At 40.2% G+C, this 26,122-nt stretch carries 19 protein-coding genes; 14 read left to right on the forward strand and 5 right to left on the reverse strand.

The features are described from left to right. The first annotated feature begins 244 nt into the window (after positions 1-244). Positions 245-3,283 (forward strand): DUF5060 domain-containing protein, encoded by a 3,039-nt coding sequence (locus ACT29I_RS07775; protein WP_444793136.1) that lies wholly within the window; start codon positions 245-247, stop codon positions 3,281-3,283. Between the two features lie 117 nt (positions 3,284-3,400). Here the strand turns inward: ACT29I_RS07775 and ACT29I_RS07780 are convergent, their stop codons facing one another. After that, positions 3,401-4,924 (reverse strand): tetratricopeptide repeat protein, encoded by a 1,524-nt coding sequence (locus tag ACT29I_RS07780; protein WP_444793137.1) that lies wholly within the window; start codon positions 4,922-4,924, stop codon positions 3,401-3,403. A 286-nt stretch (positions 4,925-5,210) separates the two neighbouring features. Here ACT29I_RS07780 and ACT29I_RS07785 point away from each other — a divergent pair, with 286 nt between their 5' ends. Continuing rightward, positions 5,211-7,409 (forward strand): glycoside hydrolase family 3 C-terminal domain-containing protein, encoded by a 2,199-nt coding sequence (locus ACT29I_RS07785; protein ID WP_444793138.1) that lies wholly within the window; start codon positions 5,211-5,213, stop codon positions 7,407-7,409. 192 nt (positions 7,410-7,601) lie between these two features. Here ACT29I_RS07785 and ACT29I_RS07790 read toward each other — a convergent pair whose 3' ends face one another. From ACT29I_RS07790 to ACT29I_RS07800, 3 genes are all read right to left on the reverse strand, one after another. Further along, the gene (locus ACT29I_RS07790) at positions 7,602-7,781 is read right to left on the reverse strand and encodes a hypothetical protein (protein ID WP_444793139.1); all 180 of its coding nucleotides are present in this window, start codon (positions 7,779-7,781) and stop codon (positions 7,602-7,604) included. A 92-nt stretch (positions 7,782-7,873) separates the two neighbouring features. Continuing rightward, positions 7,874-8,191, reverse strand: a complete 318-nt coding sequence (locus ACT29I_RS07795; protein ID WP_430931822.1) for an MBL fold metallo-hydrolase — start codon at positions 8,189-8,191, stop codon at positions 7,874-7,876. Continuing rightward, on the reverse strand, positions 8,188-8,625 hold the full coding sequence (locus ACT29I_RS07800; protein WP_444793140.1) for an MBL fold metallo-hydrolase: 438 nt from the start codon (positions 8,623-8,625) through the stop codon (positions 8,188-8,190). The genes ACT29I_RS07795 and ACT29I_RS07800 overlap by 4 nt, the downstream gene beginning before the upstream one ends. Before the next feature lie 552 nt (positions 8,626-9,177). Between ACT29I_RS07800 and ACT29I_RS07805 the strand changes: the two genes are divergently transcribed. The 5 genes from ACT29I_RS07805 (at position 9,178) to ACT29I_RS07825 (ending at position 13,517) form a co-directional block, all read left to right on the forward strand. Then, positions 9,178-10,887, forward strand: a complete 1,710-nt coding sequence (locus tag ACT29I_RS07805; RefSeq protein WP_444793141.1) for a peptide MFS transporter — start codon at positions 9,178-9,180, stop codon at positions 10,885-10,887. 107 nt (positions 10,888-10,994) lie between these two features. Next, positions 10,995-11,507, forward strand: a complete 513-nt coding sequence (locus tag ACT29I_RS07810) for an O-acetyl-ADP-ribose deacetylase (protein ID WP_444793142.1) — start codon at positions 10,995-10,997, stop codon at positions 11,505-11,507. Between the two features lie 214 nt (positions 11,508-11,721). Then, the gene (locus ACT29I_RS07815; protein WP_444793143.1) at positions 11,722-12,324 is read left to right on the forward strand and encodes a hypothetical protein; all 603 of its coding nucleotides are present in this window, start codon (positions 11,722-11,724) and stop codon (positions 12,322-12,324) included. 118 nt (positions 12,325-12,442) lie between these two features. Continuing rightward, positions 12,443-12,814, forward strand: a complete 372-nt coding sequence (locus ACT29I_RS07820) for a hypothetical protein (RefSeq protein ID WP_430931681.1) — start codon at positions 12,443-12,445, stop codon at positions 12,812-12,814. 70 nt (positions 12,815-12,884) lie between these two features. Next, complete coding sequence (locus ACT29I_RS07825) at positions 12,885-13,517, forward strand: MarC family protein (protein WP_430931682.1); 633 nt, start codon at positions 12,885-12,887, stop codon at positions 13,515-13,517. A 261-nt stretch (positions 13,518-13,778) separates the two neighbouring features. Here the strand turns inward: ACT29I_RS07825 and alaS are convergent, their stop codons facing one another. Then, positions 13,779-16,409, reverse strand: a complete 2,631-nt coding sequence (gene alaS / locus ACT29I_RS07830) for an alanine--tRNA ligase (RefSeq protein ID WP_444793144.1) — start codon at positions 16,407-16,409, stop codon at positions 13,779-13,781. A gap of 132 nt (positions 16,410-16,541) precedes the next feature. Here alaS and ACT29I_RS07835 point away from each other — a divergent pair, with 132 nt between their 5' ends. The 7 genes from ACT29I_RS07835 to ACT29I_RS07865 all read left to right on the forward strand — a co-directional run bounded on the left by ACT29I_RS07835 (position 16,542) and on the right by ACT29I_RS07865 (position 25,961). After that, positions 16,542-17,513 (forward strand): M23 family metallopeptidase, encoded by a 972-nt coding sequence (locus tag ACT29I_RS07835; protein WP_430931684.1) that lies wholly within the window; start codon positions 16,542-16,544, stop codon positions 17,511-17,513. Positions 17,514-17,683: 170 nt separating this feature from the next. Next, positions 17,684-18,514 carry an alpha/beta fold hydrolase gene (locus ACT29I_RS07840; RefSeq protein WP_430931685.1) on the forward strand — a complete coding sequence of 277 codons (831 nt, stop codon included), beginning with the start codon at positions 17,684-17,686 and terminating at the stop codon, positions 18,512-18,514. Further along, the gene (locus tag ACT29I_RS07845) at positions 18,504-19,949 is read left to right on the forward strand and encodes a sensor histidine kinase (RefSeq protein WP_444793145.1); all 1,446 of its coding nucleotides are present in this window, start codon (positions 18,504-18,506) and stop codon (positions 19,947-19,949) included. The genes ACT29I_RS07840 and ACT29I_RS07845 overlap by 11 nt, the downstream gene beginning before the upstream one ends. Before the next feature lie 227 nt (positions 19,950-20,176). Next, positions 20,177-20,758: a cytochrome c nitrite reductase small subunit gene (nrfH, locus tag ACT29I_RS07850; protein WP_430931687.1), complete on the forward strand. Its 582-nt coding sequence runs from the start codon at positions 20,177-20,179 to the stop codon at positions 20,756-20,758. 103 nt (positions 20,759-20,861) lie between these two features. Continuing rightward, on the forward strand, positions 20,862-22,349 hold the full coding sequence (gene nrfA / locus ACT29I_RS07855) for an ammonia-forming cytochrome c nitrite reductase (protein ID WP_444793146.1): 1,488 nt from the start codon (positions 20,862-20,864) through the stop codon (positions 22,347-22,349). 166 nt (positions 22,350-22,515) lie between these two features. Continuing rightward, positions 22,516-23,787, forward strand: a complete 1,272-nt coding sequence (locus ACT29I_RS07860; protein ID WP_430931689.1) for a hypothetical protein — start codon at positions 22,516-22,518, stop codon at positions 23,785-23,787. A 161-nt stretch (positions 23,788-23,948) separates the two neighbouring features. Then, positions 23,949-25,961: a urocanate hydratase gene (locus tag ACT29I_RS07865; protein WP_444793147.1), complete on the forward strand. Its 2,013-nt coding sequence runs from the start codon at positions 23,949-23,951 to the stop codon at positions 25,959-25,961. Positions 25,962-26,122: the final 161 nt, after the last annotated feature.

Below are 26,122 nucleotides of genomic sequence, written 5' to 3' on the forward strand. Positions count from 1 at the left end.
GTTTGGCGTTAGCATATCACATGAATGATGAGGTCTTCGCCTATTTTATCTCACTCTGCTGTCGGCAACCAAAGACTGCAGTATTGTAATGCCTGCTGATTGATCTTAGTGGGCTTTTCGTTTTTAATATGTGGATAGGTAGATATTATTTTACACCCCAAAATAGGGGCAATTTTACTATGTGTTAGATATAAATTGACTTAGATTTATGCTGTCATTTTTTTAATCATAAATTAAAATAAATATGAAATCTACATTATATCTGCAATTTATAGTAGCATGTTTGCTTTTTGTTACCTTAAGTTCATTAGCGCAGACAAAACCCATCGTAACCGAAGATGTTATCTTTCAGGAAAATAACGGCCTTGTGGCGGTGGAAGCCGAATATTTCTACAGACAATCTAAGAATGATTTACGTCAGTGGTATATGTATCAAAAAGACGTTTGGCCCAAAGTTGGTCGAGATGATGATGATCCGCATTGTAAAGGTGCCAGTAATAATTCGTACATCGAAATAATTCCTGATACGCGTGTAACGCACGATGATAAGTTAATTCCTAATGAGAACTTCTGTGGTGAAGCGGGTAAAATGGCGCTTGTTCATTATAAGGTAAACTTCAAAACAACAGGTAGGTATTACGTGTGGGTGCGAGCTTATAGTACAGGTAGTGAAGACAATGGATTGCATGTGGGTTTAGATGGGGAGTGGCCAGAGTCAGGGCAAAGACTGCAATGGTGCACCAATAAGCATAGCTGGCATTGGGAAAGCAAGCAACGTACCGAAAAACAGCATTGCGGAGTGCCTCACTTCATTTATCTGGATATTGATAAAAGTGGAGAACACGAAGTTGCATTTAGCATGCGGGAAGATGGATTTGAGTTTGATAAGTTCATCCTTACCAACGATATCAACTATGTTCCTAATGCGGATGAAGGGCCAAAAGTGGTGGTGAGTAGCGGAACCTTGCCTAAACCATTTCCTGTTGTTAATGAGGATTTGATGGTAAAAAGGTCTGTAACGCTTGCTGCTGCTCAAAGCACAAGTGATGTTGCCGTGCTTAAAGCAATTGATTTCCCCATTGAAGGAACCAGCTATTATGTAGATAAAAATTGGTTGGCGATTAACCCAGATAAAGCAAAAGAAGCTATGACTACCAGAGTGTTTAAGGGTAGAAACGGAACTTTTGATGTGGTGTTTTTAGGTGTTGGAGAAAATGATGGTTCTTCGGAATATTCACTTCTAATTAACGATAAAAAGGTAGGTACTTATTTGCCTCCTTTAAGTCTTAACTCTTTCGAAGAATCAGCTAAATATTGTAAGGTTTGGAGAAATGTAACTGTCAATAGGGGAGATAAAGTGACAGTAAAAGCAAAAGTAGGAAGTGTTAACGGAGAGTTTAGCAGAGCTCGCTGGTCGGGAGTTGCTTTTGTGCCACTTGGAAAATCGGACAAGGTACTAAAGGCGATTGACAGAAATTCAACAGCTGCTAATGCTGGTCCGCTTGCTTATAAAGGAAAAAAGAAAGTAAGCAATGTTAAACCTGCCATAACAGGAGAGTTGAAAAGATGGCATAAAGTAACCTTAACCTTTGATGGGCCGGAAACTTCAGAAACTGATAAATTTAATCCATACATGCATTACCGTTTCGATGTAACTTTTACCCACGAAGCAAGCGGCAAGAAATATAAAGTTCCAGGTTATTTTGCGGCAGATGGTGATGCAGGCAACACTTCTTCGACTAAAGGTAATAAGTGGCGAGTACATTTTGCTCCTGATGAATTGGGGAAATGGGATTACACGGTCAACTTCCGCAAAGGCGGTTTTGTTGCAGTAAGCGATAAGGAAAAGACAGGGGTTAGCGGTGAATATATGGATCAATCTTCTGGTTCGTTTGATATTGAGGAAACAGATAAAACAGGAAGGGATTTCAGAAGTAAGGGATACCTGCAATATGTCGGCAATCGTTACCTTAAGTTTGCCGGGTCGGGAGAATATTTCTTGAAAGTGGGTGCCGATGCACCGGAAAATATGTTGGCATACGAAGAATTTGATGGCACATTCCATAATGACGGACACAAAGATAATCTGGTAAAAACATGGGAAGCACACGAGAAACATTGGAACAAAGGTGACCCAACCTGGAAAGATGGAAAGGGGAAAGATATCATTGGTGCAGTAAATTATCTGGCTTCAAAGGGAATGAATGCATTCTCGTTTATTACCAACAATATTAAAGGTGACGACCAAAATGTTTTTCCTTATATAAATTACGACACTTATGATAGGATCGATTGCTCCAAAATGGACCAGTGGGAAGTATTGTTTTCACACGCCGATAGCCTAGGGATGTTTCTTCATTTTAAAACGCTAGAAGTAGAAAACCAGGGGTTGTTGGATAATGGAGGAGTAGGTGCCAATAGTAAATTGTACTACCGCGAGTTAATAGCTCGTTTTGGGCACCACCTGGCCTTAAATTGGAACCTTTGTGAAGAAAGCGGAGATTGGGTAAAGGACAACCGAACTGCACCTCAGTTTAAATGGCAACGTTGGTCTATGGCTGCTTATTTTGCAGAACATGATCCGTATAAACATCATATCGTAATCCATAACGGAAATCCGTTTTACGACATGCTTGGGCCTGATTGTCCATTGACGGGGCCTTCGGTACAAACCAACAAAGCTGATTTTAGTAATGTGCATGGTTCGGTTCTGAAATGGATCAACGAATCGAAAAAAGCAGGCAAACAATGGGCCGTGGCCTGTGACGAGCCAGGAGATGCACAGCATTCTTTGTTGCCGGATGCCGAAAATCCGGAACACAATAATGCCCGTATGAACGGGCTTTGGGGGACGTTTATGGCGGGAGGCTGGGGTACCGAATGGTATTTCGGTTACAAGCACGCACATAGCGATTTGACTTGCCAGGATTATGCCAGCCGTGATTTATTTTGGGATCAAGGGAAAATAGCATTGGATTTTTTCCAGGATAACAAAATTCCTTTCTGGGAAATGGAAAGCCATGACGAATTAGTAGCTGCCAAAAGTGATTATGCTTTTGCCAAGCCGGGGGAAATCTATGTTTTCTTCTTAAAAAAAGGAAATTCAAAAGTGGATTTGTCAGCGGCCACGGGTAAGTTAAGTGTAATGTGGTTTAATCCTCGAACAGGAGGAGAGCTTCAAAAAGGAAGTAGAAAAAAGGTTGAAGCAGGTAAAGATGTAGATTTGGGAAATCCTCCTGATAAAGATGGAAAAGATTGGGTTGTTCTGGTAAAGTCGCATTAGTTTAGGTGTGTAGGTGTTGAAAACGGTGTTGTCATCCTAATTTATTACGTCAACGCCGTTTATACGCAAATCATGTCAATAGGAGCAAAGTTATTGTTATTCCCGGATATAGGTTGATTATAAACTGCCAATATAATGACTTAAGCTTTCTTTATGTGCAAGTCCCACTTTTTTGCGTATACGATAGCGGGAAGTATGGACACTCTGTACCGAAATGTTAAGGATTTTAGCCATCTCGTTACTGTCAAAGTGTAGTTTAATCAAGGCACAGTGTTTCTGTTCTGTAGCTGTAATGTTAGGATGTTTCTCTCTAAGTCGTTCGTAAAAATTATCATTAACTTTTACAAATCGCATATTGAATTCTTCCCAAAGGTTTTGGTTACCTTTGGAATACTTGTTGCGTAAAAAATTGTACTTGCCGGGAACTTCTTTTTTAATGGTATCTAACAACTCATTTAAAGCTTGGTCCTTATCGATAAGTTGCAAAGCATAGGTAGTTAATTCTTTGCTTTTTACATCTAGGATGGCTCTGCTTTTTTCTTTCTCTAGTTGCTGTTGTAGGTTAAGTTTCTTCAAGCGGTTTTTTAATTTAAAAAGTGCGGTGGCCGAAATACCTAATAGAAATAGCAAACCAAATAAAATGCTCAAAATATTTTGAATCTTGTTTTTCTGATGAATGACGTCATGCTGTCGCTGAATCAACTTTTCCTTTTCAATTAGAGCTTCCTTATATTTGTTTTTGATTTCAAAAAGTTGATTGTTTCTCTCACTTTTGGCGTTAAAAAGGCTGTCAGAAGCCATGTTTCCTTCGTGCAAAAAAGAATATGCCAGTTGAGGATTGTTTTGCTTCAGGTATACAGAGGCCAGATTCTTTAGAATCTGAGGTTTGTACTCCAGATATGCTTTTTTTTCTTTTAGTGCTTGCAAGCTCTTTAAATAGTAAAATTCTGCACTGTCCAACTTATTTTGTTTTTGTTTTAAATCACCCAAAAATAAACAAGTGGCAATTTGGTAGTTAGCGTTGTTATCAATAAAATATCGATTGGCCTTGCTTAAAAAGGATTCCGACATAGTCAACTGACCTTTTTTTAAGTAGATGAGACCCTTTTCTGCAACCACAAAAGGTTGGGCCCCGTCCGGATTAAAAAAATAACAAGAATCTAAATAATTTAAGGCTAAATCATATTCCTTATTGTCGCGATGAACTATAGCCAAACTAAAATAACTTTGTTTAGCTTGGTTATGTTTGTTTTCTTTTGGTAATTTACTCGATTTTATTCTGTTGATGGACCATCTTATGTGATTTATGGCCATACTGTCCTTATTAAATATATTATAAAGAATTCCCAAATTTCTATGGATATGTATTTGGCTTATTTCATCATCTATTTCTTCAGCCAGCAATAAAGCATCCCATAGCTTATCGAATGAATCGTTATAGTCCCCCCTAAAACGATAAATATCTGTTAAGCCAATTAAGCATTGAATGGCATTTGCAGTATCCCTGGCACTTGTTAAATGTTCTAGTTTTTGTTTTAATAACAAAATTTGTTCTTCTGAATTAGCCTCCGAATTTTGAATGGTTACATTTATAGAAGAACTTAACAAACTATCGGGTGTTGTGAGTTTTGATTTGCCCACTGAATATGCGGAAAAAAGCAAAGAGCCGGAGATGAAACCCCAAAAAATGAGATGTAAATGCTTGCTATAACCCATAAAACAAAGTTATGGTATAATTTGATTTTAAAGATATCTATTAGAAATTAAAAGATGGTTGTCTAGTTTAAAATGAGGATTAATTAGAAGTTGAATAGGGAGAATTCCCAGTTGAATACTGTTTGAATAGCCAAACATACCGTATCTCTAGAAACCAAATATTAATTTTGCTTTCGCGGAATTTGGGTTTGGACAATTTAAAAGCAGACATATGATGAATTTAAAAAAAACAATATTGTTATTACTGGCGATTGCGGTAAAGTTTTCGGTAGTTAATGCTCAGCAGGAGGATTTTTCATTTGAAAATAATGAATTGCCCTTAGAAGAAAGGGTTGAGATTTTGGTTTCGCAAATGACCACAGAGGAAAAGATAGCCCAGTTGGTAAATGGGGCTCCTGCTATTCCCCGATTAAATATACCTGATTACGATTGGTGGAACGAAGCCTTGCATGGAGTGGCCCGCAATGGGAAAGCAACGGTATTTCCACAAGGAATTGGCTTGGGAGCTACTTTCGACCCGGAATTGGCTCATCGGGTTGCTTCTGCTATTTCTACCGAGGCCAGGGCCAAGTATGCGGTTTCGCAGCATATGGGCAACCATAGTAAATATGCGGGTTTAACTTTTTGGACACCCAACGTGAATATTTTTAGGGATCCGCGTTGGGGAAGGGGACAGGAAACCTATGGTGAAGACCCTTTTTTAATGTCGAAAATGGGGGTGGCATTTGTTAAGGGCTTGCAAGGTGATCATCCTGTTTATTTAAAATCGGCAGCTTGTGCCAAGCATTATGCCGTACATTCCGGCCCCGAGGAAGTGAGACATACTTTTAATGCCGAACCAACACAGCAGGATTTGTATGAAACCTACCTCCCGGCTTTTGAGGCTTTGGTCACCGAAGCTAAAGTGGAAGGAGTAATGGGGGCGTATAACGCGGTTTTTGGCGAACCGGCTTGTGCCAATACCTTTTTATTAAAGGAGGTGTTGAGGGACCGATGGAACTTTGATGGGTATGTAACTTCGGATTGCGGTGCTATCGGTGGGATTGTCTGGAAACAGAAGTTCGTAAAAACTGCACCCGAAGCCGCCGCCGTGGCTTTAAAAGCAGGGGTAAACCTAAATTGTGGCGGAACATATGGTAATCTTCAAAAAGCTTTGGAACTGGGATTGATCACCGAGGAATTGATTCACGAGCGTACCAAACAACTGTTTAAAACCCGTTTTAGGTTGGGCATAGTGGGAAATGCAGGTGACAATCCTTATGCTAACATTGGGTCCGATAAGATTCATTGCGCTGAGCATGTGGAATTGGCGCGCGAGGTGGCCCAGAAATCCATAGTGTTGTTGAAGAATAAAAACAATACACTGCCCTTAGCCAAGGATATTAAAGTGCCTTATGTGACCGGACCTTTTGCTAACTCCGGTGATATGTTAATTGGAAGTTATTATGGCATAAGTCCGAATTTGGTAACTGTTTTAGAAGGGGTTGCTGATGCCGTTTCATTAGGAACTTCATTGAACTACAGAAGTGGCGCTTTGCCATTCCATAAAAATATAAACCCCAAAAACTGGGCACCTAACGTCGCAAAGGAGTCGGATGTTACTATTTGCGTTGTGGGGTTAACAGCCGATTTTGAAGGCGAGGAAGTGGATGCCATTGCTTCCGGTGCCATAGGTGATAAAGTCGATTTAAAGCTGCCTCAAAACCAAATCGACTATGTAAAGCAGATTGCTGAGGTGAAAAAAGGTCCATTGGTGCTGTTAATTGCCAGCGGAAGCCCTGTTTCACTGGAAGGTATTGAGGAGCACTGCGAAGCCATCCTTCAAATTTGGTATCCGGGAGAACAGGGAGGAAAGGCTGTGGCCGATGTATTGTTTGGAGATATATCGCCTTCAGGTCATCTTCCTCTAACGTTTCCTAAAAATGTGGATCAGCTGCCTCCTTACGAAGATTATTCTATGAAAGGGAGAACTTATAAATATATGACGAAAGAACCCATGTTTCCTTTTGGATTCGGTTTGACATATTCAAAAACTGAGCTGAGTGGTTTAACTTTAAGCAGGACAAAATTAAAGAAATCGGAAAGTCTTGATGTGAAAGTGGATGTGGCTAACATGGGTGATTACGATATTGATGAGGTAGTTCAATTATATGTTTGCCCAGTGGATACAACTGGTGGTATTCCTTTAAAAAGTTTGAAAGCGTTTAATAGGATATCACTTAAAAAGGGAGAACAAAAACAGATTGCTTTCAGCATTCCTCCTGAACAACTAAAAGTAGTAAATGAGATGGGTAAAAAAGTTTGGCGGAAAGGACAATATAAAATTGTTGTTGGAAATGCGTCACCCGGTAAATTAAGCGTTGACCTGGGGGCGGCAGCTCCACAAGAAGTTATGGTGGTGTTAAGATAGGAATTATCATAAGCATAAGGGTGTCTCAAAAATTAATAGTAAACTTTTTAGAACGTAAGTGTCATGCCCAAAATTCTTCCCTTTTGACGGTGGAGTCAGGGGGAAGTAACACGTTAAAGGCGTGGGGATGGGGTGGTAACTGTATATTTTATCGTTGATTAAAATAGTTGCGATAGCTTCTTTAAATGCTACTTATTTTATGGCAATCTTTGCTGTTTTTTCATCAGCCCACCACTGCCTGTAATCTTGTTTGTTCTCATTTAGGAAAACTTGTTCTCCAATTACAGGAGTTACCAAATTAAAACTTTCGTTGTCGTATAGTTTCGATATCGTTTTTAACCCGCAATATGCATTAGAAAATCTATTACACATTGAAATTACTTTAAAACAAGACACTTTGTTGCATCACTTCAACTCACCAGAACGATGCTCCCGAAAGTAATAGGGACAAGTTATGCCTTGTTTCAGTAATGCCTTGTTTTATTGTACTTGCCATGCTCGTGACGAACCTCCAATACATAATCCGGGTTTAACGGAGTATCCCTAGCATGGTTGGCCAAATCAAATTTGCCGCAATGACCTGGAAGCAGGTTCTCTGTTTTTAAGTCAGAGGCAGCTTTCAGCACTTCGTCAGGATGCATATGGATGTACCGCCGGGCCTCGTACTGACCGTTTTCAAGTAATGCCAAATCAAAGGGCCCAAATCTTTCTTCTATCTGGGCAAAGTGGTTATCATATCCACTATCACCTCCCAGAAATAAGGTGCTACTTGGCGTTTTCAGAACAAAGGAAGCCCAAAGTGTTTGGTTTCGTTAAATCCTCTGCCCGAAAAATGTCGTGCAGGAGTGGTGTGTGAAACAAAGCCTTCGTCGAGCAGTACCATGTCGTTCCAGTCTGTTTCAAAGATGATTTCTTTTGAAATTCCCCAGTGCTCAAGGTGCGCCCCAACCCCTAAACCACAAATATTTTTTTTGAACTTCGGTTTTAAAGCCATCATGGTTTTGTAATACAGATGATCCCAGTGATCATGGGTGATAAATAGATAATCTATCTCGGGAATATCCTCGTATGCATAAACATCGGCTCCTTTAAATGCTTTTATAGAGAATGAAAATGGTGATGCACTCCCGCTCAACACGGGACCTATTAAAATATTTTTTCCATCTACTTGTAAAAAATAGGATGAGTGCCCAAACCAGATAAGTGTATTTTCCACCTTTTCTTGTTTTGATCCATGCAGTGCAGATTAACAAAGCAGCTCTTATTTCGTTCTGAAGAAAAACCAATGCACAAAATTATATCAATTACAACGATTATTTTTATCCATAGTCCTTATGCTTAAACATACTTATTGCTGTTTAACCTGAAAATTCGTAAAATTTTTCACCATCAGGGCTCGCGTGTTATTTTTTTCTCTTAATAACTTACGGTATAGTAGTAAACTATGAGGGAAGTTCGTCAATAATCCAAAATTTGGGTATTGAAAAATTTATAAAAAATTAGGGTTATCCCTGAAAAAACATACGGTTTGCGTCATGGTTCGTGAATTTTCATGAATAATTCGGTTTGATTTTAGCTGGTAGCCGGCAGCTTTTAGCTTGAGGTTAATGGTCAATTACTAACATTAATCATGAGGACTTACCTTAATTTATTCTATTTTCGGCGGCCATAAGATATTCATTGATACGTTGCAAGTTGGAGATCGAAACCTTTTTTTGGGGAGCAGGTACTTTTAAACTTTCAACTTTACACTTTAAACGCTTAGAATATGTCCAAACAAAAACATCCAAAGGGGCTAATGATTCTCTTTTTTACCGAAATGTGGGAACGGTTCGGTTATTATTTGATGCTCGGGATTTTCAGTCTTTATATGATTGAACCTTCATCTTCAAAATTTGCCGGACTAGGCTTTACGAACATGCAGGCTGCTGATATTTACGGAACTTATCTGGCTTTGGTTTATTTAACCCCGTTCTTTGGCGGATTAATTGCGGACCGAATGTTAGGTTATCGCAAGTCCATATTAATTGGTGGAGTGCTGATGGCTGCAGGTTATATTGGATTGGCCATACCTGATTCCATGGGTGCGTTTTATATTTCCCTGTTGCTCATTATTCTAGGTAACGGAATGTTTAAGCCTAATGTGTCGGTGTTACTTGGTAAATTATATGAAAAACCGGAGTATGAATCGTTAAAAGATTCTGGTTATAATATCTTTTATATGGGTATCAACATAGGTGCCTTTGTCTGTAACTTTGTGGCTGCTTACCTTCGGTTAACCTACGGTTGGGGCTGGGCTTTTGCTGCTGCCGGTATTGGTATGCTGGTTGGAGTAGTTTGGTTCCTGTTTGGTTTGGCCCGTGTTCCGGAAATTAAGGAGGCCGATAAAATATCGCCGAAACGTCCTGGTGATGTTTCTATGAGCCGCTTATTTACTGCCCTTTTCTTGCCGGCTTTTGGCGCGGCCGTACTCGGTTGGTTTATACCTGGAACCATGTTTGGTGGTGATTCAACTGATGCTTTTATCTTTTTTTGTATTCCGGTGTTAGGATTCTTTTTTACTACCTGGAAAACTGCGGACAAAAAAACGGAACGGGAACCTATCGCTGCCTTGTTAGCGGTGTTTGGTGTAGTAATTATTTTTTGGGCCGTATTTCATCAAAATGGTTCGGCTTTGACGTATTGGGCAAAAAATAATACTGCACGAGAAGTTTCAGGGATTACAGAAAGTGTGATAAATACCATTGCGAAAACAGAAGGTGTTTCTACACTGCCAAGAACCATAAAATTACAAGGGCCGCATGGGGAGGACTTAGGAACAAAGCAGGGACCTAATACTTATTTCGATAATTATACCAAGGAGTTTCCAAAAGGTAACCTGGAAGGAAAACCAGGAGATATGACGGATTCGGAATGGGCGTCGTTATCGGCAGCCCAAAAATCGGAAGGTGGTAAATTGAGCTTGTGGCCTACAGAGTTGCAAGCGTCTATTAACCCTGGTTTTGTGGTATTATTAACGCCATTGGTGGTGGGCGTTTTTGCCTGGCTTCGCCGACGTAAAAAAGAGCCTACCACACCGGGTAAGATTGCCTGGGGGATGTTGATCTCTGCTTTGTCGTGGCTGGTAATGGTGGTGGCGGCGATTTATTCACAGAATGGATTAGATAAAGCATCGGTCGCATGGCTATTCGGAGTTTATGGTGTAATTACCGTTGGTGAACTTTGCCTAAGCCCAATGGGACTTTCGTTGGTGAGTAAGCTAGCACCCAAACGTATTGCAGCACTTATGATGGGAGGGTGGTTTTTAAGCACCGCCATCGGTAACAAACTTTCAGGTGTACTATCCGGTCTTTGGGACTTGTTCGAAAAGAAATCCTATTTCTTCCTGACCAATGCAGTTCTAACTTTCGGCGCCTTTTTGATAATTGTATTATTAATGCCATGGTTAAAAAGAGTGTACAATCAGTATGTGGACTAAAACAATAGCTCTTAGCTATTGTAAAAATATATGCGCTCGGTGTAAATACATCGAGCTTTTTTTATGGAAAATATGTAAATTGTAGGGTATAAATTAATGCCATCGCCATGAAAATAAAAGTTATACAAGGGGATATCACAAAGCAAAAAGCCGATGCCATTGTTAATGCTGCTAATTCATCATTAATGGGTGGTGGAGGAGTCGATGGGGCCATTCATCGGGCAGGGGGCAAATCTATTTTGGATGAATGTATGATGATTAGGGATAGACAAGGCGGCTGTCCAACCGGTGAGGCAGTCATTACCACTGCCGGAAAGCTTCCTGCCAAATATGTAATCCATACGGTAGGGCCGGTTTGGAATGGTGGTAAATCGGGCGAAGCTGAGAAGTTGAGGAACTGTTATTTGAATTCAATAAGACTGGCAGAACAGAATAATGTCATAACCATTGCATTTCCAAATATTAGCACCGGAGTTTATGGCTACCCTAAAAAAGAAGCCGCAGAAATCGCAATAAAATCGATTAAGCATGTAGTAAGTAATACCGTTAAGGAAGTGCGGTTTGTATGCTTTGATGAGGAGAACTATACTTTGTACAAGGATCTGCTTGAGTTGATGTAATAATCTGGCTTCAAGTCAAGCATGGCCTTACGGGCCAAGTCTTGTTCTTATTGAATTTTTCTTCACGATAAAAAGGATCACGTAGCTATGGCTATGCTTACTTTTTCTCCTTTTGAAAAATTCATTAATAATGGCAACTTACCCGAAATTCCACACCTGACTTGACACTCGTTTGTGGGAGTATTCTTTTAAGAGAACCAAACATTAAGAACATATGGAAACAAGAGATTTATTTAATATTTTAAGTGAGGAAGTAAGGCACAAGGTTGATATCTATTTTGCACCCCAAAAGATCGATAAGTATTTTAAAGATATGGGATATTATACCAATGAGGTAAGTGTAACCAATAAGGAAGGTGACGAAATTGAGTTAAGTGTTTTAAAAATTGTTTCAGGTAAAGTTTCAGGAGGTCAAGATGTTGCTGAAAAGGTGATTCTGGATGCGAGAGATAAAGCCAAAGTGATAGTAAAGAAATATGATATTGAAAATAATCCTAATGAACTCTTTCATTATCTAGGGCCAGGGCATTTTACATTGTGGGGCGAGGAACTGGATAGGTATGAACCCGAACAGAATGACATAGTGCAAAGAGAACGAATAAGGCAAGAAAAAATAATTAAAGGAGATACGGCCTTATTTACCTTTAAAACAGATAAAGCTTTGTTTGTTTCAATTGGGAACGAAGATAACTTTGATAAAAATATGTTAGCCTCATATGGGCCTGTTGATCCGCATGGCATATTGGGGTTGATAGAGCGAAAACTTTCAGAGGATATTATCCTAATTAATCCCTTTTGGATTTGGAATGAGCGATAGTAAATAACGGAAATGCATTTTTAATTGTTGACGCAACCTTGTCAACAAAAGTAAGTCATATTGAAAAAGGGAGATGATGCGGAAACTATTTTTTATATTCATTTGTATTCTATCTTTTATGGCTTGTAGCAAAGATGCTGAAGAGGAGGCTCGCTTGGATTTTTTGAATGCCACTTTAGATGAACAAATTGTTGGCACATGGGTACAGGGGGGCATGTCGAAAGACCTTGACAATGCCATAACCGTTTGGACAGATTCCATACGTTTTAATAGCGATAATACTGGTTCTCAGTCAGTCTATCAATTTAAAGATTTATATAGCCATCTATCGTTTAACTATTACACCGAAAGGGATAGTCTTTTTATTTTTGTTAAAGGCAAACGTCATGCGAGTTGGCACTATGAAATCAGAAATGATAGTTTAATGCTTTCGTTTCAGCAATCTCCGGCGTCCAGTTACTATGGATTAAAAATTTATAAAAGAAAGTAAAACCTCATAAATATCATTGTCTATCGACTGAAACGGTGGTTACTTGAAACCATCAATTAATCGATGACTTATGAGTGAACTTCTAACCTTCGGACTGCTTTCTTTTACTTCGTTTTTTACGTTGATAAACCCCTTGGGCTCCATGCCGGTGTTTATGACCATGACGGCAGACCTGGAACAAGAGCATCGGGTAAGAACAGCAAAGAAAGCTACTTTTATAGCGTTTGCCGTTATATTAACTTTTGCCTTTTCGGGTCAATTGCTGTTCAATTTCTTTGGTATCTCGGTCAATAGTTTCCGTATTGTTGGTGGAGTAATTTTCTTTATTATGGGCATGGACATGCTGCAAGCTCGTTTGGGAAAAGTAAAAATCAAAGATTCAGAAATAAAAACCTATGTAAACGATATCTCCATCACGCCTTTGGCAATCCCCATGATCTGCGGTCCGGGAGCCATTACTAATGCCATCGTTTTAATGGAGGATGCCACTTCTTTTGGCTTAAAAGCGGTGCTGATCCTTACCTTGGTTTTGGTGATGTTATTGACTTACCTGATTTATTATAGTTCCTCCCGTATTATCAAGTTTTTGGGAGAAACAGGAAACAATGTAATGATGCGCCTAATGGGGCTTATTGTGATGGTGATTGCCGTGGAATTCTTCTTTAGTGGTTTAAAACCGATTATCTTGGACATGATGAAGTAGGTTGAAAGTGAATCTGTTTTGATTTTTAGGTAAGAATGTGGAAAATAAAACTATTTTTCATTATTTGTAAATTGATAGAGCCTGAAAGGCCATGGGTAAAAACATAGGGTTTTATCCCTGCGAGCGTATGATTCGCCATGGTGCGCTGAAAGTACGACCGGTATAATCTTTATACATTAATAAAAACAAAAGCCAGTAATCATATTCGATTACCGGCTTTACTATTCCTTAGTCTGCAGGTTGGTAACGAGGAGCCAACCGTTAACTCAATTTTTCCGAAACAAAAGCTTTGGCCCTTTCGATGGCAGAACCTAATCCGTTAGGGTTTTTACCCCCGGCGGTTGCAAAAAACGGCTGGCCTCCACCACCTCCTTGAATTTCTTTGGCACAATCCCGAATAACCTCTACAGCGTTAATTCTACCTGATTGGGCCAGTTCGTCCGAAATGACAACGCTCAACTGTGGTTTACCGTTCACATCGGTACCTAATATGGCGACAAATTCACCCATCTCCTTCTTTATCTGGAAAGCAAGGTCTTTCATCTTGTCGCCTAACCTTGAGTCAATAACGGCGGCAATTAGTTTTACGCCATTTAGCTCTTTGGCACCATCTATCAAATTGCGTTTCTCAATATTGATAAAGTTTTGCTTCATGCTGTCCAAGTCCTTGCTTAACTTATTGTTATCGGTCATAAGCGACTCGATGTTTTTTTGCAGGTTGCCCGATGATTTAAACATATCCTGAATGGCCAACAACAGGTTGTGTTGGGTCATAATCATTTCTTCGGCTTTTACGCCAGTAACCGCCTCGATTCTTCTTATGCCTGAAGCAATGGATGCTTCGCTGATGATTTTAAAGAAGCCGATTTCACCGGTGTGTTTTACATGGGTTCCACCACATAGCTCAATTGAATCACCAAACTTAATGGCACGAACCAGGTCGCCATATTTTTCTCCAAAAAGCATCATGGCACCCAAATCGTGGGCTTTGGCAACAGGTATTTCGCGCATCTCTTCTAACGCAAAATTGGCACGTACGCGTTTGTTGACCAGTTTTTCAACTTTTTCAATTTCTTCGCGGGTTAACTTCTGAAAATGAGAGAAGTCAAAACGTAAGTAGTCGGAATGAACCAATGACCCCTTTTGCTCCACATGTGTACCCAACACCTCTCTTAAGGCCTGGTGTAAAAGGTGGGTTGCAGTATGGTTATTGGCAATATCCTGTCGTTTAGTGCTGTTCACAATAGCCTTAAATTCACCTTTTATTTCTTTTGGGAGTTTTTTGGTGATATGAACAATCAAATTGTTTTCCTTTTTAGTATCGATAATCTCTACTTTTTCAGAGCCGTTATCAATATAACCGGTATCTCCTACCTGACCACCGCTCTCGGCATAAAACGGTGTAATGTTAAACACCAATTGATATAGCGATTTGTTTTTGAGTGTAACCTTGCGGTACTTAACTATGGTTATGTCTGTTTCCAGATAATCGTAACCGATAAACTCTTCCACATCATCCTGTAGCAAGGTGACCCAATCTTCGGTTTCGATAGCGGTAGCAATTCGGGCGCGGTTTTTTTGGGCTTCCATTTCTTTTTCAAACTCCTTGCGGTTAATTACCAAGTCGTTTTCTTTCAGAATCAGCTCTGTTAAATCCAACGGAAATCCGTAAGTATCGTATAACTCAAATGCGACTTTACCATCAACTACTTTATAATTACCGCCTTTTGTTTGTTGTATGATTTTGTCCAACATAGTGATTCCGGTGGCTAACGTCCTTAGGAATGACTCTTCTTCTTCCTTAATTACCTTGGTAATCAATTCCTGTTGGTCTTTTAATTCAGGGTACGCATCCCCCATTGAATTAATCAAAGCAGGGAGCAGCTTATGCATAAAGGATTGGCGTTGTTCCAGAAAAGTATATCCGTAACGAATGGCTCTGCGCAATATACGACGGATCACATAACCCGCTTTGTTGTTCGAAGGTAACTGTCCATCCGTAATAGAAAACGCAATCGTTCTAATATGATCGGCAATGACGCGCATGGCAATGTCCGTTTCTTCGTTCTTGCCGTATGGTGTTTGGGTTATTTCAGCAATCTCATTAATGATCGGTACAAACACATCCGTGTCGTAATTCGACTGTTTTTGTTGTAAAACCCGGCACAGTCGTTCAAAACCCATTCCTGTGTCCACATGTTTGGAGGGCAGTGGTTCCAGGCTGCCATCAGCTTTTCTGTTGAATTGAATAAATACCAGGTTCCAAACCTCAATCACCTCGGGATGGTCTGCATTGACCAGTTGGGCTCCGGGAATCTTTTTGCGTTCTTCCTCTGATCTTAAATCCACATGAATCTCGGAACATGGTCCGCAGGGTCCCATTTCTCCCATCTCCCAAAAGTTGTCTTTGCGGTTTCCGTTGATGATCTTTTCTTCCGGAAGAAATTGTTTCCAATAATTGAAGGCTTCCATATCTTTATCCAGGCCCATATCTTTATCGCCCTCAAATACGGAAGCATATAAAATGCGCTTGTCAATATTAAGAACTTCGGTAAGATATTCCCAAGCCCAGTTAATGGCGTTTTCTTTAAAATAATCGCCAAACGACCAGTTTCCCAACATCTCAAACATGGTGTGATGATAGGTGTCGTGGCCTACCTCTTCCAGATCGTTGTGTTTGCCGGAAACCCGCAAACATTTTTGCGAGTTGGCTACCCTGAGGGCAATTGGTTTGCTGTTTCCAAGAAAAATATCTTTGAACTGGTTCATGCCCGCATTGGTGAACATGAGGGTAGGATCATTTTTAACCACCATGGGTGCCGAAGATACAATCCGGTGTTGTTTCGACTCAAAAAAAGCCCAAAAGCTTTTTCTTATCTCAGAAGCATTCATATTAATTGCAATTATTGTTTTAATTTTGCGAATAAGCACTAAATTTGGAAGTTGCAAAGGTAGATTATTTAGCTAATTTTGCAGCAATTATCATTAAAAATCGACGTTAAGAAATTTAAACTTCAATTCTTCATGCCAAAAGTTAAATTTAGATACAATCCCGAGACCCTGAGTTACGATAAAATAGAAAAAGGGTTTAAGTATTATCTATCCCGTATTTTCTTCGGATTTTTCTTTGGAGCAGTACTTGGCTTAGTGTTCTTTTTTGCCTATTCGTATTTGATTGATAGCCCTAAAGAGCAAAGACTGATTAGGGAGAATGCCCGATTAACAACACAGTTTGAAATAATGAGCAAACGACTGGATGAAACAGTTAAGGTGTTGGACGATATTCAGCGCAGGGACGAAAATATTTATCGTGTGATTTTTCAGGCCGATTCCATTCCTCATTCTATTCGAAAAGCTGGTTTCGGAGGTGTAAACAGGTATGAGCCGTTGGAGGATTTGGATAATGCGGAGTTGGTTATTTCGACGGCTAAAAAGTTGGATGTTATCATGAAGCAAACTTATGTTCAATCTAAGTCGTTCGATGAAATTATTGAAATGGCCAAGAGGAACGAAGAGTTGATTATGTCTACGCCGGCCATTATGCCTATCTCCAATAAGGATTTAAAACGTACCGCTTCCGGATGGGGATATCGAATTCATCCTATTTATAAAACCCGGCGATTTCATTCGGGAATGGACTTTACCGCACCAACCGGAACAGAAATCTATTCAACAGGAGATGGTAAGGTATCAAAGATTACCCGGGAGAAAACAGGATATGGCAATAGAATTGAGATTGATCACGGTTTTGGATTTAAAACCCTGTATGCACATCTGGATAAATTTAACGTTAAAAAAGGTCAGAAAGTTAAACGAGGGGATGTTATTGGTTTTGTTGGTAATACAGGAACGTCAACCGCGCCACATTTGCATTACGAAGTGCATGTGAAAAACAAAAAAGTTAATCCGTCACATTATTATTTTAATGACTTATCGGCCGAGGAATATGAAGAAATGATTGAAATTTCATCTAATTCCAATCAAACGTTTGATTGATGTAATGGTGTGGAGTTAATGGCAATAAAAATAGCTTTGAGATTAAATTCATAGTAAGGGAGGTAAAAAAACACCTTGAATTCTTGATGTAAATTGCCTTTCTTATTTTACTTGCCTTTTAATAAGCTTTTTTAATTAACTTTGATATCCATCAAACGCATTCTTAAAAAATGGTAAACCTAGTAGAAAACAGTGTTCTGTTGGATAGCCATAAATTGGTATATTACCAAACCGGGAAAGGCACACCTATTTTATTTATTCATGGAATTTCCACATATTCATTTATTTGGCGAAAGATTGTACCTTATTTTAAAGATGAATTTAGGGTCATAGTAGTTGATTTGCTGGGATGCGGTAAATCGGATTTAAATACGGATATTTCTTTTGGGATTGCTAATCAAGCCAGGTTTATGTTTATGCTGATGGATAAACTGGGACTGGGTAAGTTTCATTTGGTGGCCCATGATGTGGGCGGTGGTATTGCGCAAGTCATGAGTGCCAATAATCCTTCGGCTTTGTTATCAGTTTCATTGCTGAATACTGTAGCATATGATTTTTGGCCGGTTCAGCCCATCATTTCAATGCGTACCCCCGTGATTCGACAATTGGCCGTGGCAACGTTGGATATGGGCACGTTAAAACTGATGGTTAAGAAGGGCTTGTTTCATAAGGAGGTGCTGGATAGTGAGTTGTTCAATTTGTTCAGATTGCAGTATAAAACGAAACAGGGGAGAAAAGCCTTCATGCATTTTGCCGGTTGTCTGGATAATACTGACCTGTTAATGATTTCAGACACACTTCACCGTTTGAACACCCACTTTATGATTCTAAGGGGTGAGAAAGATGCGTACCTCGGTGCTTCGATTACGGAAAAGCTGGCCAAGAATTTAAAACATTCTGAATGCGTTGTTATTCCAACAGCAGGGCATTATATGCAAGAGGACGAACCAGGTTTAATAGCAAATGCACTACTTGATTTTATTCATCGGCATGAAGAATAGCGGAAAACAGAAAATTTCGTATAACGAATTGCTGGAGCGTGTAAAAGAGCTTGAGCAAGAGAATGAATCCATGGCGGAGAGGGCAGGGGAAGTGTTGCTCTTGAGTATTTTGGGAGATACGATTTCAACCTTGGAAGAAAAACAAGAATTAATGGAGGAGCTGCTGGAAAAGATATCGATTCTGAAATATATTCCTTGGTGCTCCTGTTACGAACTGGTTAATGGCAAGTATAAACTTGTTGAATGTTATGTGGAAGCCCCATATAAAAATCAATGTCCTAAAGAAATTGTTCTTAGCAAGGGTGCATTCGGTGAAATTCAGGAGAAAGGAATTTATTGCGGTTATGTAAATGGCATTATAGAAAATAAATATGAGCTGCCCGTTACCGAAAAAACTGAGCTGCTTATTATTAAGTTTCAGAACAACTGGATTAAAAACGGAATCTTTTTGTTTATGGACGAGAAGAAACGGTATTCACTGAAGACAAAAATCTTAGTTGTTCGCCAAGCTATAAACATGGTGCTTGAACGGATAGAAAAGTTATCCTATATCAAACAAATTGAACAACTTAACAAAGGTCTTGAAATTAGGGTGGTGGAAAGGACCAAAGCCTTATCTCAAATAAATAGCAAACTGCTAAACGAGATCGAAGAACGTAAAGCGATAGAGGAGGAATTGCGTTTGGCTAAAAACAAAGCGGAAGATTCAGACAAGCTTAAATCTGTTTTCCTGGCCAATATGAGTCACGAAATTCGTACCCCAATGAATGCTATTGTGGGCTTCAGCGAATTGATGGAAAGTGGAACCTGCGAAGAAAGTGAACTAAAAGAATTCTCCCGTTTGATATATGGTAACAGTTTGTCTTTGCTTAACTTGATCAATGATTTGTTGGATTTCTCAAAAATAGAAGCGAATCAGTTGACATTGCATTGCGCTTGTTTTAATATCAACCAAATTCTTGATGATGTTAATTCCTTGGGGATGATGTTACTCAAACAATACAAAAAGAACAACATAAAAATTGAAGTTCGTAAATCTTCTCCCGATAATTCTGCCATAATTTTTACTGACGGGTTCAGGCTTAAACAAATACTAATCAATTTATTAAGTAATGCGATTAAATTCTCGTTTCAAGGTGTTGTTGTAATTGAATATAAAATGAATCGCCGATCAGTTGATTTTTCCGTAGAAGATAACGGAATTGGAATTGCTGCCGAAAAACAAAGCCTGATTTTTAATCGTTTTAGCAGGGTGTCCGATGATATCACCAAACCCATTGCGGGTAATGGACTGGGGCTTGCCATTTCAAAAACACTGGTTGAAATGTTGGGAGGTAAGATTTCAGTGGAGTCGTCCATAGGGCAAGGTTCAATTTTTAGATTCGATATATTAAGTAAAGCTGTTTGTGGCGAGAACTGTATCGTGTACAAATAGTCTATTGCCCGGTTGTTAAGCCACAGGTTCCCTTATCGTTTTAATGTGTTTGTTACTGATGCCATATGTGTTAAGCCCTGGTCACCACATCACGGCTCAGGCTAAATAGAACGATTTTAAATTAGTGTCGGATGGCTAAAAAAATAATTATTGTAACATCTGTTACAGCAATTGGCAACTTGAATGATTAAATTTAGATAGCTTAATGACTCAATGATACCGATGCTATGCTAAAACGCTTCATTCCGCCTCCTCAATGGCGATTCCCGGTTATGATGGTGATGGCCATTTTTATTGGCTTGGTGCTTTTTACGTTAAAAGTTTCCAATGCGCCATCCTATTTGTCAGATAATCCTGAAACCTGTGTGAATTGTCACATAATGGCGCCGCAGTATGCCACATGGAACCATAGTTCGCATAGAGAGTGGACGAACTGTAATGATTGTCATGTTCCGCATAACAATGTGTTTAACAAGTATTTTTTCAAAGCAAAAGACGGCTTAAGGCATGCTACCGTATTTACCATGCGGGCTGAGCCTGAAGTCATATTTATTAAGGAAGAAGGGGCGGAGGTTGTTCATAAAAATTGTATTCGCTGTCACCATCAACAAATTACCGACCCTAAGTTGGTCGCGATGGTTGAAGGTTATTCGGCTCACACCCAGGACCGAAAATGTTGGGATTGTCATCGCGAAGTGCCCCACGGAAGGGTTAACAGCATTTCGAGTACCCCTAATGCACAAGTGCCGTTACCTGACAGTCCGGTTCCCGATTGGTTAAAAAAATATACTAAAAAAAATAAACCATAAAAATAGTATCCTATGAAACGAACCTTTAGCAATGATTCTTTTAAAAGAAGATCAATGCCGGTGTGTTCCATCGATTACCTTAATAAACTTAAATTTTAATAAGATGAAATTGTTTGATAAACGTCCATGGTTAGCATGGTTAATATTTTTTGCCACGGTAATAGTGGTTTTCTTGTTAGGACTTTTAGCTTCTTCTATTGTCGAGCGCAGGGCTGAAGCTTCGTTTGTTAATGTCCCCAAAGCTAAGCTTTCGGAATTTGAGCCAAGGAACGAAGTTTGGGGGGAGAACTATCCAAGAGAATTTCAGTCGTATTATCAAACTTCGGATACTACTTTTGCCAGCAAATATAACGGTAGTGCCATGATCGATATGCTCGAGGTGGATCCGCGGTTGGTGGTGTTGTGGGCTGGTTACGGTTTTTCAAAAGATTATAATCAGGGTAGGGGACATTACTATGCGGTAACCGATGTGGTGAATACACTAAGAACCGGGGGGCCGGAGGATGAAAAAACGGGACCAATGCCTTCCACCTGTTGGACATGCAAAAGTCCTGATGTTCCCCGATTGATGAACGAGCACGGTGTGGCCGAATTTTATAAGGGGAAATGGGCCCGCTTAGGTGCTGAGGTGGTCAATCCTATCGGATGTGCCGATTGTCATGATCCGGAAACCATGAATTTGCGGATTACCCGTCCGGCATTAATTGAGGCGTTTGAGCGTCAGGGTAAGGATATTACCAAAGCCTCGCACCAGGAGATGCGTTCGCTGGTTTGTGCACAATGTCATGTGGAATATTATTTTAACAAAAAAACAGTGGAAGGTGCAAACTACTTAACCTTTCCCTGGGATAAGGGGATGAACGTTGAGGCCATGGAGGAGTATTATGACGAAATGGCGTTTGCAGATTGGACGCATAAATTAAGTAAGGCACCCATGCTTAAAGCCCAACATCCCGGATATGAGGTGTTTTTGACAGGTATTCATGCTGATAGAGGTGTTTCGTGTGCCGATTGTCATATGCCATATAAAAGCGAAGGCGGTCAGAAGTTTACCGATCACAAAATTCAATCACCGCTCAATAATGTGGCTAACTCCTGTCAGGTTTGTCACCGCCAGGAAACTGCTAACTTAATAGCCAATGTGTACGCTAACCAGGATCGGATTATAGAAAACCGAGATAAGTTGGAAGAGTTGGTGGTTCGAGCACATGTTGAAGCGAAAAAAGCATGGGACCTGGGTGCGACAGAAACACAAATGAAAGATATCTTGATGGGAATTCGTCACGCCCAATGGCGCTGGGATTATGCGGCAGCCAGTCATGGTGGATCATTCCATGCGCCAGTTGAAATTGGCAGGGTCATTGGGACCGGAATAGATGTAGCCCAGGAAACACGGGTTAAATTGGCCAGATTATTGGCAGAACTCGGGCATAACAAAGAAGTGCCTTATCCGGATATTTCAACCAAGGCCAAAGCGCAAAAGTTTGTAGGTTTGGATATGGTCCAATTATACCAGGAAAAGAAGAGGTTTAAAGAAAATGTTGTTCCTCAGTGGATTAAGGAAGCACAGGCTCGCGAAAAATCTTGGTAGTATCAATACGTAATATATTTAAGCAATGGTTGTCCTTCTATAATAACTGTTGCTTTTTTAAAACTTCATTAACTGTTTGTGGCACATTACGTACCTTGCAAATCAAACTCTACCGGAATATGATTTGTAAGGTACTGTTTGAAATTAACCCGAAAAATCAACGATCATGAAAAAGTCTAACCCAATTCACATGTTAAAGTTTATCCCTTTAAGCGTGTTACTTTGTTTTATGTTGCCATGTATGATGGATGCTCAGTTCACACTGAGCGGAGAATTTAGACCTCGTACAGAACTTAACCATGGCTACAAGACATTGGCTGTGGAAGATCAGGATGCTTCTTTAATTACCACCCAGCGCACCCGTTTAAACGGTATGTTTAAGAATGAATATGTACTAACCAAGCTGGTGCTGCAGGATGTTCGTCAATGGGGGAGTCAAGCGCAACTGGTTAAAAATGAAGATATGGCTGTGTCAATACACGAAGCGTGGGCTGAGGTATTATTTAATGAGGAGTTTAGTCTTAAAGCAGGACGTCAGGAGGTGATTTATGACGATCATAGAATATTTGGTAGTGTGGGTTGGGCGCAGCAAGCCCGCTCTCACGATATGTTTCTTTTTAAATATAAAGGAGAATGGGATATTCATGCTGGTTTTGCCTTCCATCAAAACGATGAGCTGTATAATAACCATTTTAACGGTGATGATGCCTATAAATCAATGCAGTTTGTCTGGGCTCACGAAGAGTGGGATGCCACAATGCTTAGCTTGTTGTTTTTAAATAACGGTATTGGTGATCCTAAAGACCCTGCGGATAACCAAACGCAGAGTACGAGATATAGTCAAACCTTTGGGGGGAGATTTGTTACAGGGCTTGATGCCGTGACCGTTGCCGCCAATGCTTATTTGCAAACGGGTAAAGATGGTTCTGACAGAGATTTAAGTGCGTACAACGTAATGCTGGAGGTTTCTGGTAAAATATCTGAACAGACAGGAATTACTGGTGGTTTTGAAATTTTATCAGGTACAGGATACGATGAAGACAACGATAAAAATAAGTCCTTCTCGCCGTTTTATGGTACTAACCATAAATTTAATGGTTTTATGGATTATTTTTATGTAGGAAACCATTTAGATAGGGATGAAGGTTTAGTTGATATTTATGCTAAAGTAACGCATAAGGTAGATAAACTTACCTTTGGAGGACATATCCATTATTTTGCAACTGCCGCCAAACAGTCTGCTAATGCAGATAAAGGATTAGGAACGGAAATAGATTTGTCGTTAGAATGGGCATTTAAACCCATGGTGGATTTTAGTTTTGGGTGGTCAACCATGTTTGCATCGGAAAATATGCAGTATTTAAAAGGCGGCGACCATGAAGTTTTCCAGCAATGGGCTTATGTCATGTTAACCGTTAAGCCTACTTTTATTAAGTAATTAATGCACCAACACATATGCCCCTTCTTGTAATTCCTTTTTTTTTGCAAGATTGTCACTTTTTTCATTCTACAATTGACTTGATGCTAGTGGTGTGTTTTATCATTTTTAAAGAGGATCGAACCTGCTATCTTGGTGTGTAAATTGAAAAGAAGCACACCATGGATATTAATCAATTTAAGTCTTTGATATTGGCTGGGATTCCCGATACGCTGCCAGCGAAAAAGAACTATGATGACACGATAAATCATGCTCCGGTTCGCAAGGATATTCTTACGGATGAGGAAAAGAAATTAGCGATTAAAAATGCCCTGAGATATTTTCCCGAAAATCACCATAAGACATTAGCTCCTGAATTTTTAAAAGAGTTAAGGGACTATGGTCGGATTTATATGTATCGTTTCCGTCCCGACTATGAGATGAAAGCACGGCATATAGATGAATATCCGCATCAAAGCAAGCAGGCAGCTGCCATTATGTTGATGATATGTAATAATTTGGATTGTGCGGTAGCGCAACATCCGCACGAATTGATCACTTACGGAGGGAACGGGGCAGTCTTCCAAAACTGGGCGCAATATCTGTTGACCATGCAATATCTGGCTACCATGACCGATGAACAGACATTGGTGATGTACTCGGGGCATCCCATGGGACTTTATCCGTCACACCCTAACGCACCAAGAGTTGTGGTGACCAACGGGATGGTAATCCCTAATTATTCAAAACCCGATGATTGGGAAAGATTCAATGCGTTAGGGGTGTCCCAGTATGGACAGATGACAGCCGGCTCGTTTATGTATATCGGCCCACAGGGTATTGTTCATGGTACAACAATTACAGTGTTAAACGCTATTCGGAAACTTGCGGCAGGACTGGATTCTGGCACGCCAAGGTTGTTTGTCACTGCAGGGTTGGGAGGTATGAGTGGAGCGCAACCGAAAGCCGCTAATATTGCCAAATGTATAAGCGTTACAGCAGAAGTTAATCCCAAGGCATTGCATACCCGCCATTCGCAAGGTTGGGTCGATGAGGTGGCAGAAAGCCTAACGGAACTGGAAGAAAGGGTGAGGCTGGCCAGGGAAAAGAAAGAAATAGTATCTATTGCATACAAAGGCAATGTGGTAGATGTATGGGAACACTTTGCCAGAAATGGTGTTCGCGTAGATTTAGGTTCGGACCAGACTTCGCTGCATAATCCTTGGGCCGGAGGGTATTATCCGGTTGGGTTGTCCTATGAAGAATCGAATGAGATGATGGCCCATGATCCTGATCTGTTTAAAGAAAAGGTGCGGGAATCATTAAAGAGACACGTTGCCGCCATCAATCGGCTAACTGCCCAGGGAATGTATTTTTTTGATTATGGGAATGCTTTTTTGTTGGAATCAGGTAGGGCAGGAGCCGATATTTTTAAGGCTGATGGCAGATTCAGATATCCATCTTATGTGCAGGATATTATGGGACCTATGTGTTTCGATTATGGTTTTGGCCCTTTCCGGTGGGTTTGTACCAGCAATAATCATAAAGATCTTGAAAAATCGGATAAAATAGCATGTGAAGTACTGGAACAGCTGCGTCAGGAATCGCCGGCCGAAATCCAACAGCAGATGACCGATAATATTCATTGGATAAAAGAAGCAGGTGAGAATAAGTTGGTGGTAGGCTCGCAAGCACGTATTTTATATGCAGATGCTGAAGGAAGGATGCGAATAGCAGAAGCTTTTAATAATGCGATCAAAAATGGAGAGATTTCTGCTCCCATCGTCTTGGGTCGCGATCATCATGATGTTTCGGGAACGGATAGTCCATTTCGTGAGACTTCCAATATATATGATGGTTCAGGTTTTACGGCTGATATGGCGGTTCAGAATGTGATTGGGGACAGCTTTAGGGGAGCCACTTGGGTTTCTATCCATAATGGTGGGGGAGTTGGTTGGGGTGAAGTAATCAACGGTGGTTTTGGAATGGTGATTGATGGCAGCACAGAGGCGGACAAAAGATTGAAATCTATGTTGTTTTGGGATGTGAATAACGGTATATCGCGGAGAAGCTGGGCGAGGAACGAAGGTGCCGTATTTACCATCAAACGAGCCATGGCACTACACCCCCAGCTTAAAGTCACCATACCCAATATGGCTGATGATAATCTGATGGATGAAATTTTTGCCGGGTAAATTTAACCTGCCATATGCCTTAGACATCCTGTTACGTAATTCAACGGTTCAAAACAAGGCGTTTCACTGAGTTGCTTCAACTCGCCAGAGCGTTGCTTGACTGGTTTCAGCAACGCCTTGTTTTATGGTATTTAAATGATCATTACGTAGCTTTAATATAT

The sequence above is a fragment of the Saccharicrinis sp. GN24d3 genome (genome assembly GCF_052400645.1).
GTDB lineage: Bacteria > Bacteroidota > Bacteroidia > Bacteroidales > Marinilabiliaceae > Saccharicrinis.

Coding starts and splice junctions, on each gene's coding strand:
- ACT29I_RS07775 (WP_444793136.1), top strand. CDS start 245: ATGAAATCTACATTATATCTGCAATTTATAGTAGCATGTTTGCTTTTT.
- ACT29I_RS07785 (WP_444793138.1), top strand. CDS start 5,211: ATGATGAATTTAAAAAAAACAATATTGTTATTACTGGCGATTGCGGTA.
- ACT29I_RS07790 (WP_444793139.1), bottom strand. CDS start 7,781: ATGTGTAATAGATTTTCTAATGCATATTGCGGGTTAAAAACGATATCG.
- ACT29I_RS07805 (WP_444793141.1), top strand. CDS start 9,178: ATGTCCAAACAAAAACATCCAAAGGGGCTAATGATTCTCTTTTTTACC.
- ACT29I_RS07810 (WP_444793142.1), top strand. CDS start 10,995: ATGAAAATAAAAGTTATACAAGGGGATATCACAAAGCAAAAAGCCGAT.
- ACT29I_RS07815 (WP_444793143.1), top strand. CDS start 11,722: ATGGAAACAAGAGATTTATTTAATATTTTAAGTGAGGAAGTAAGGCAC.
- ACT29I_RS07820 (WP_430931681.1), top strand. CDS start 12,443: ATGGCTTGTAGCAAAGATGCTGAAGAGGAGGCTCGCTTGGATTTTTTG.
- ACT29I_RS07825 (WP_430931682.1), top strand. CDS start 12,885: ATGAGTGAACTTCTAACCTTCGGACTGCTTTCTTTTACTTCGTTTTTT.
- alaS (WP_444793144.1), bottom strand. CDS start 16,409: ATGAATGCTTCTGAGATAAGAAAAAGCTTTTGGGCTTTTTTTGAGTCG.
- ACT29I_RS07835 (WP_430931684.1), top strand. CDS start 16,542: ATGCCAAAAGTTAAATTTAGATACAATCCCGAGACCCTGAGTTACGAT.
- ACT29I_RS07840 (WP_430931685.1), top strand. CDS start 17,684: ATGGTAAACCTAGTAGAAAACAGTGTTCTGTTGGATAGCCATAAATTG.
- ACT29I_RS07845 (WP_444793145.1), top strand. CDS start 18,504: ATGAAGAATAGCGGAAAACAGAAAATTTCGTATAACGAATTGCTGGAG.
- nrfH (WP_430931687.1), top strand. CDS start 20,177: ATGCTAAAACGCTTCATTCCGCCTCCTCAATGGCGATTCCCGGTTATG.
- nrfA (WP_444793146.1), top strand. CDS start 20,862: ATGAAATTGTTTGATAAACGTCCATGGTTAGCATGGTTAATATTTTTT.
- ACT29I_RS07860 (WP_430931689.1), top strand. CDS start 22,516: ATGAAAAAGTCTAACCCAATTCACATGTTAAAGTTTATCCCTTTAAGC.
- ACT29I_RS07865 (WP_444793147.1), top strand. CDS start 23,949: ATGGATATTAATCAATTTAAGTCTTTGATATTGGCTGGGATTCCCGAT.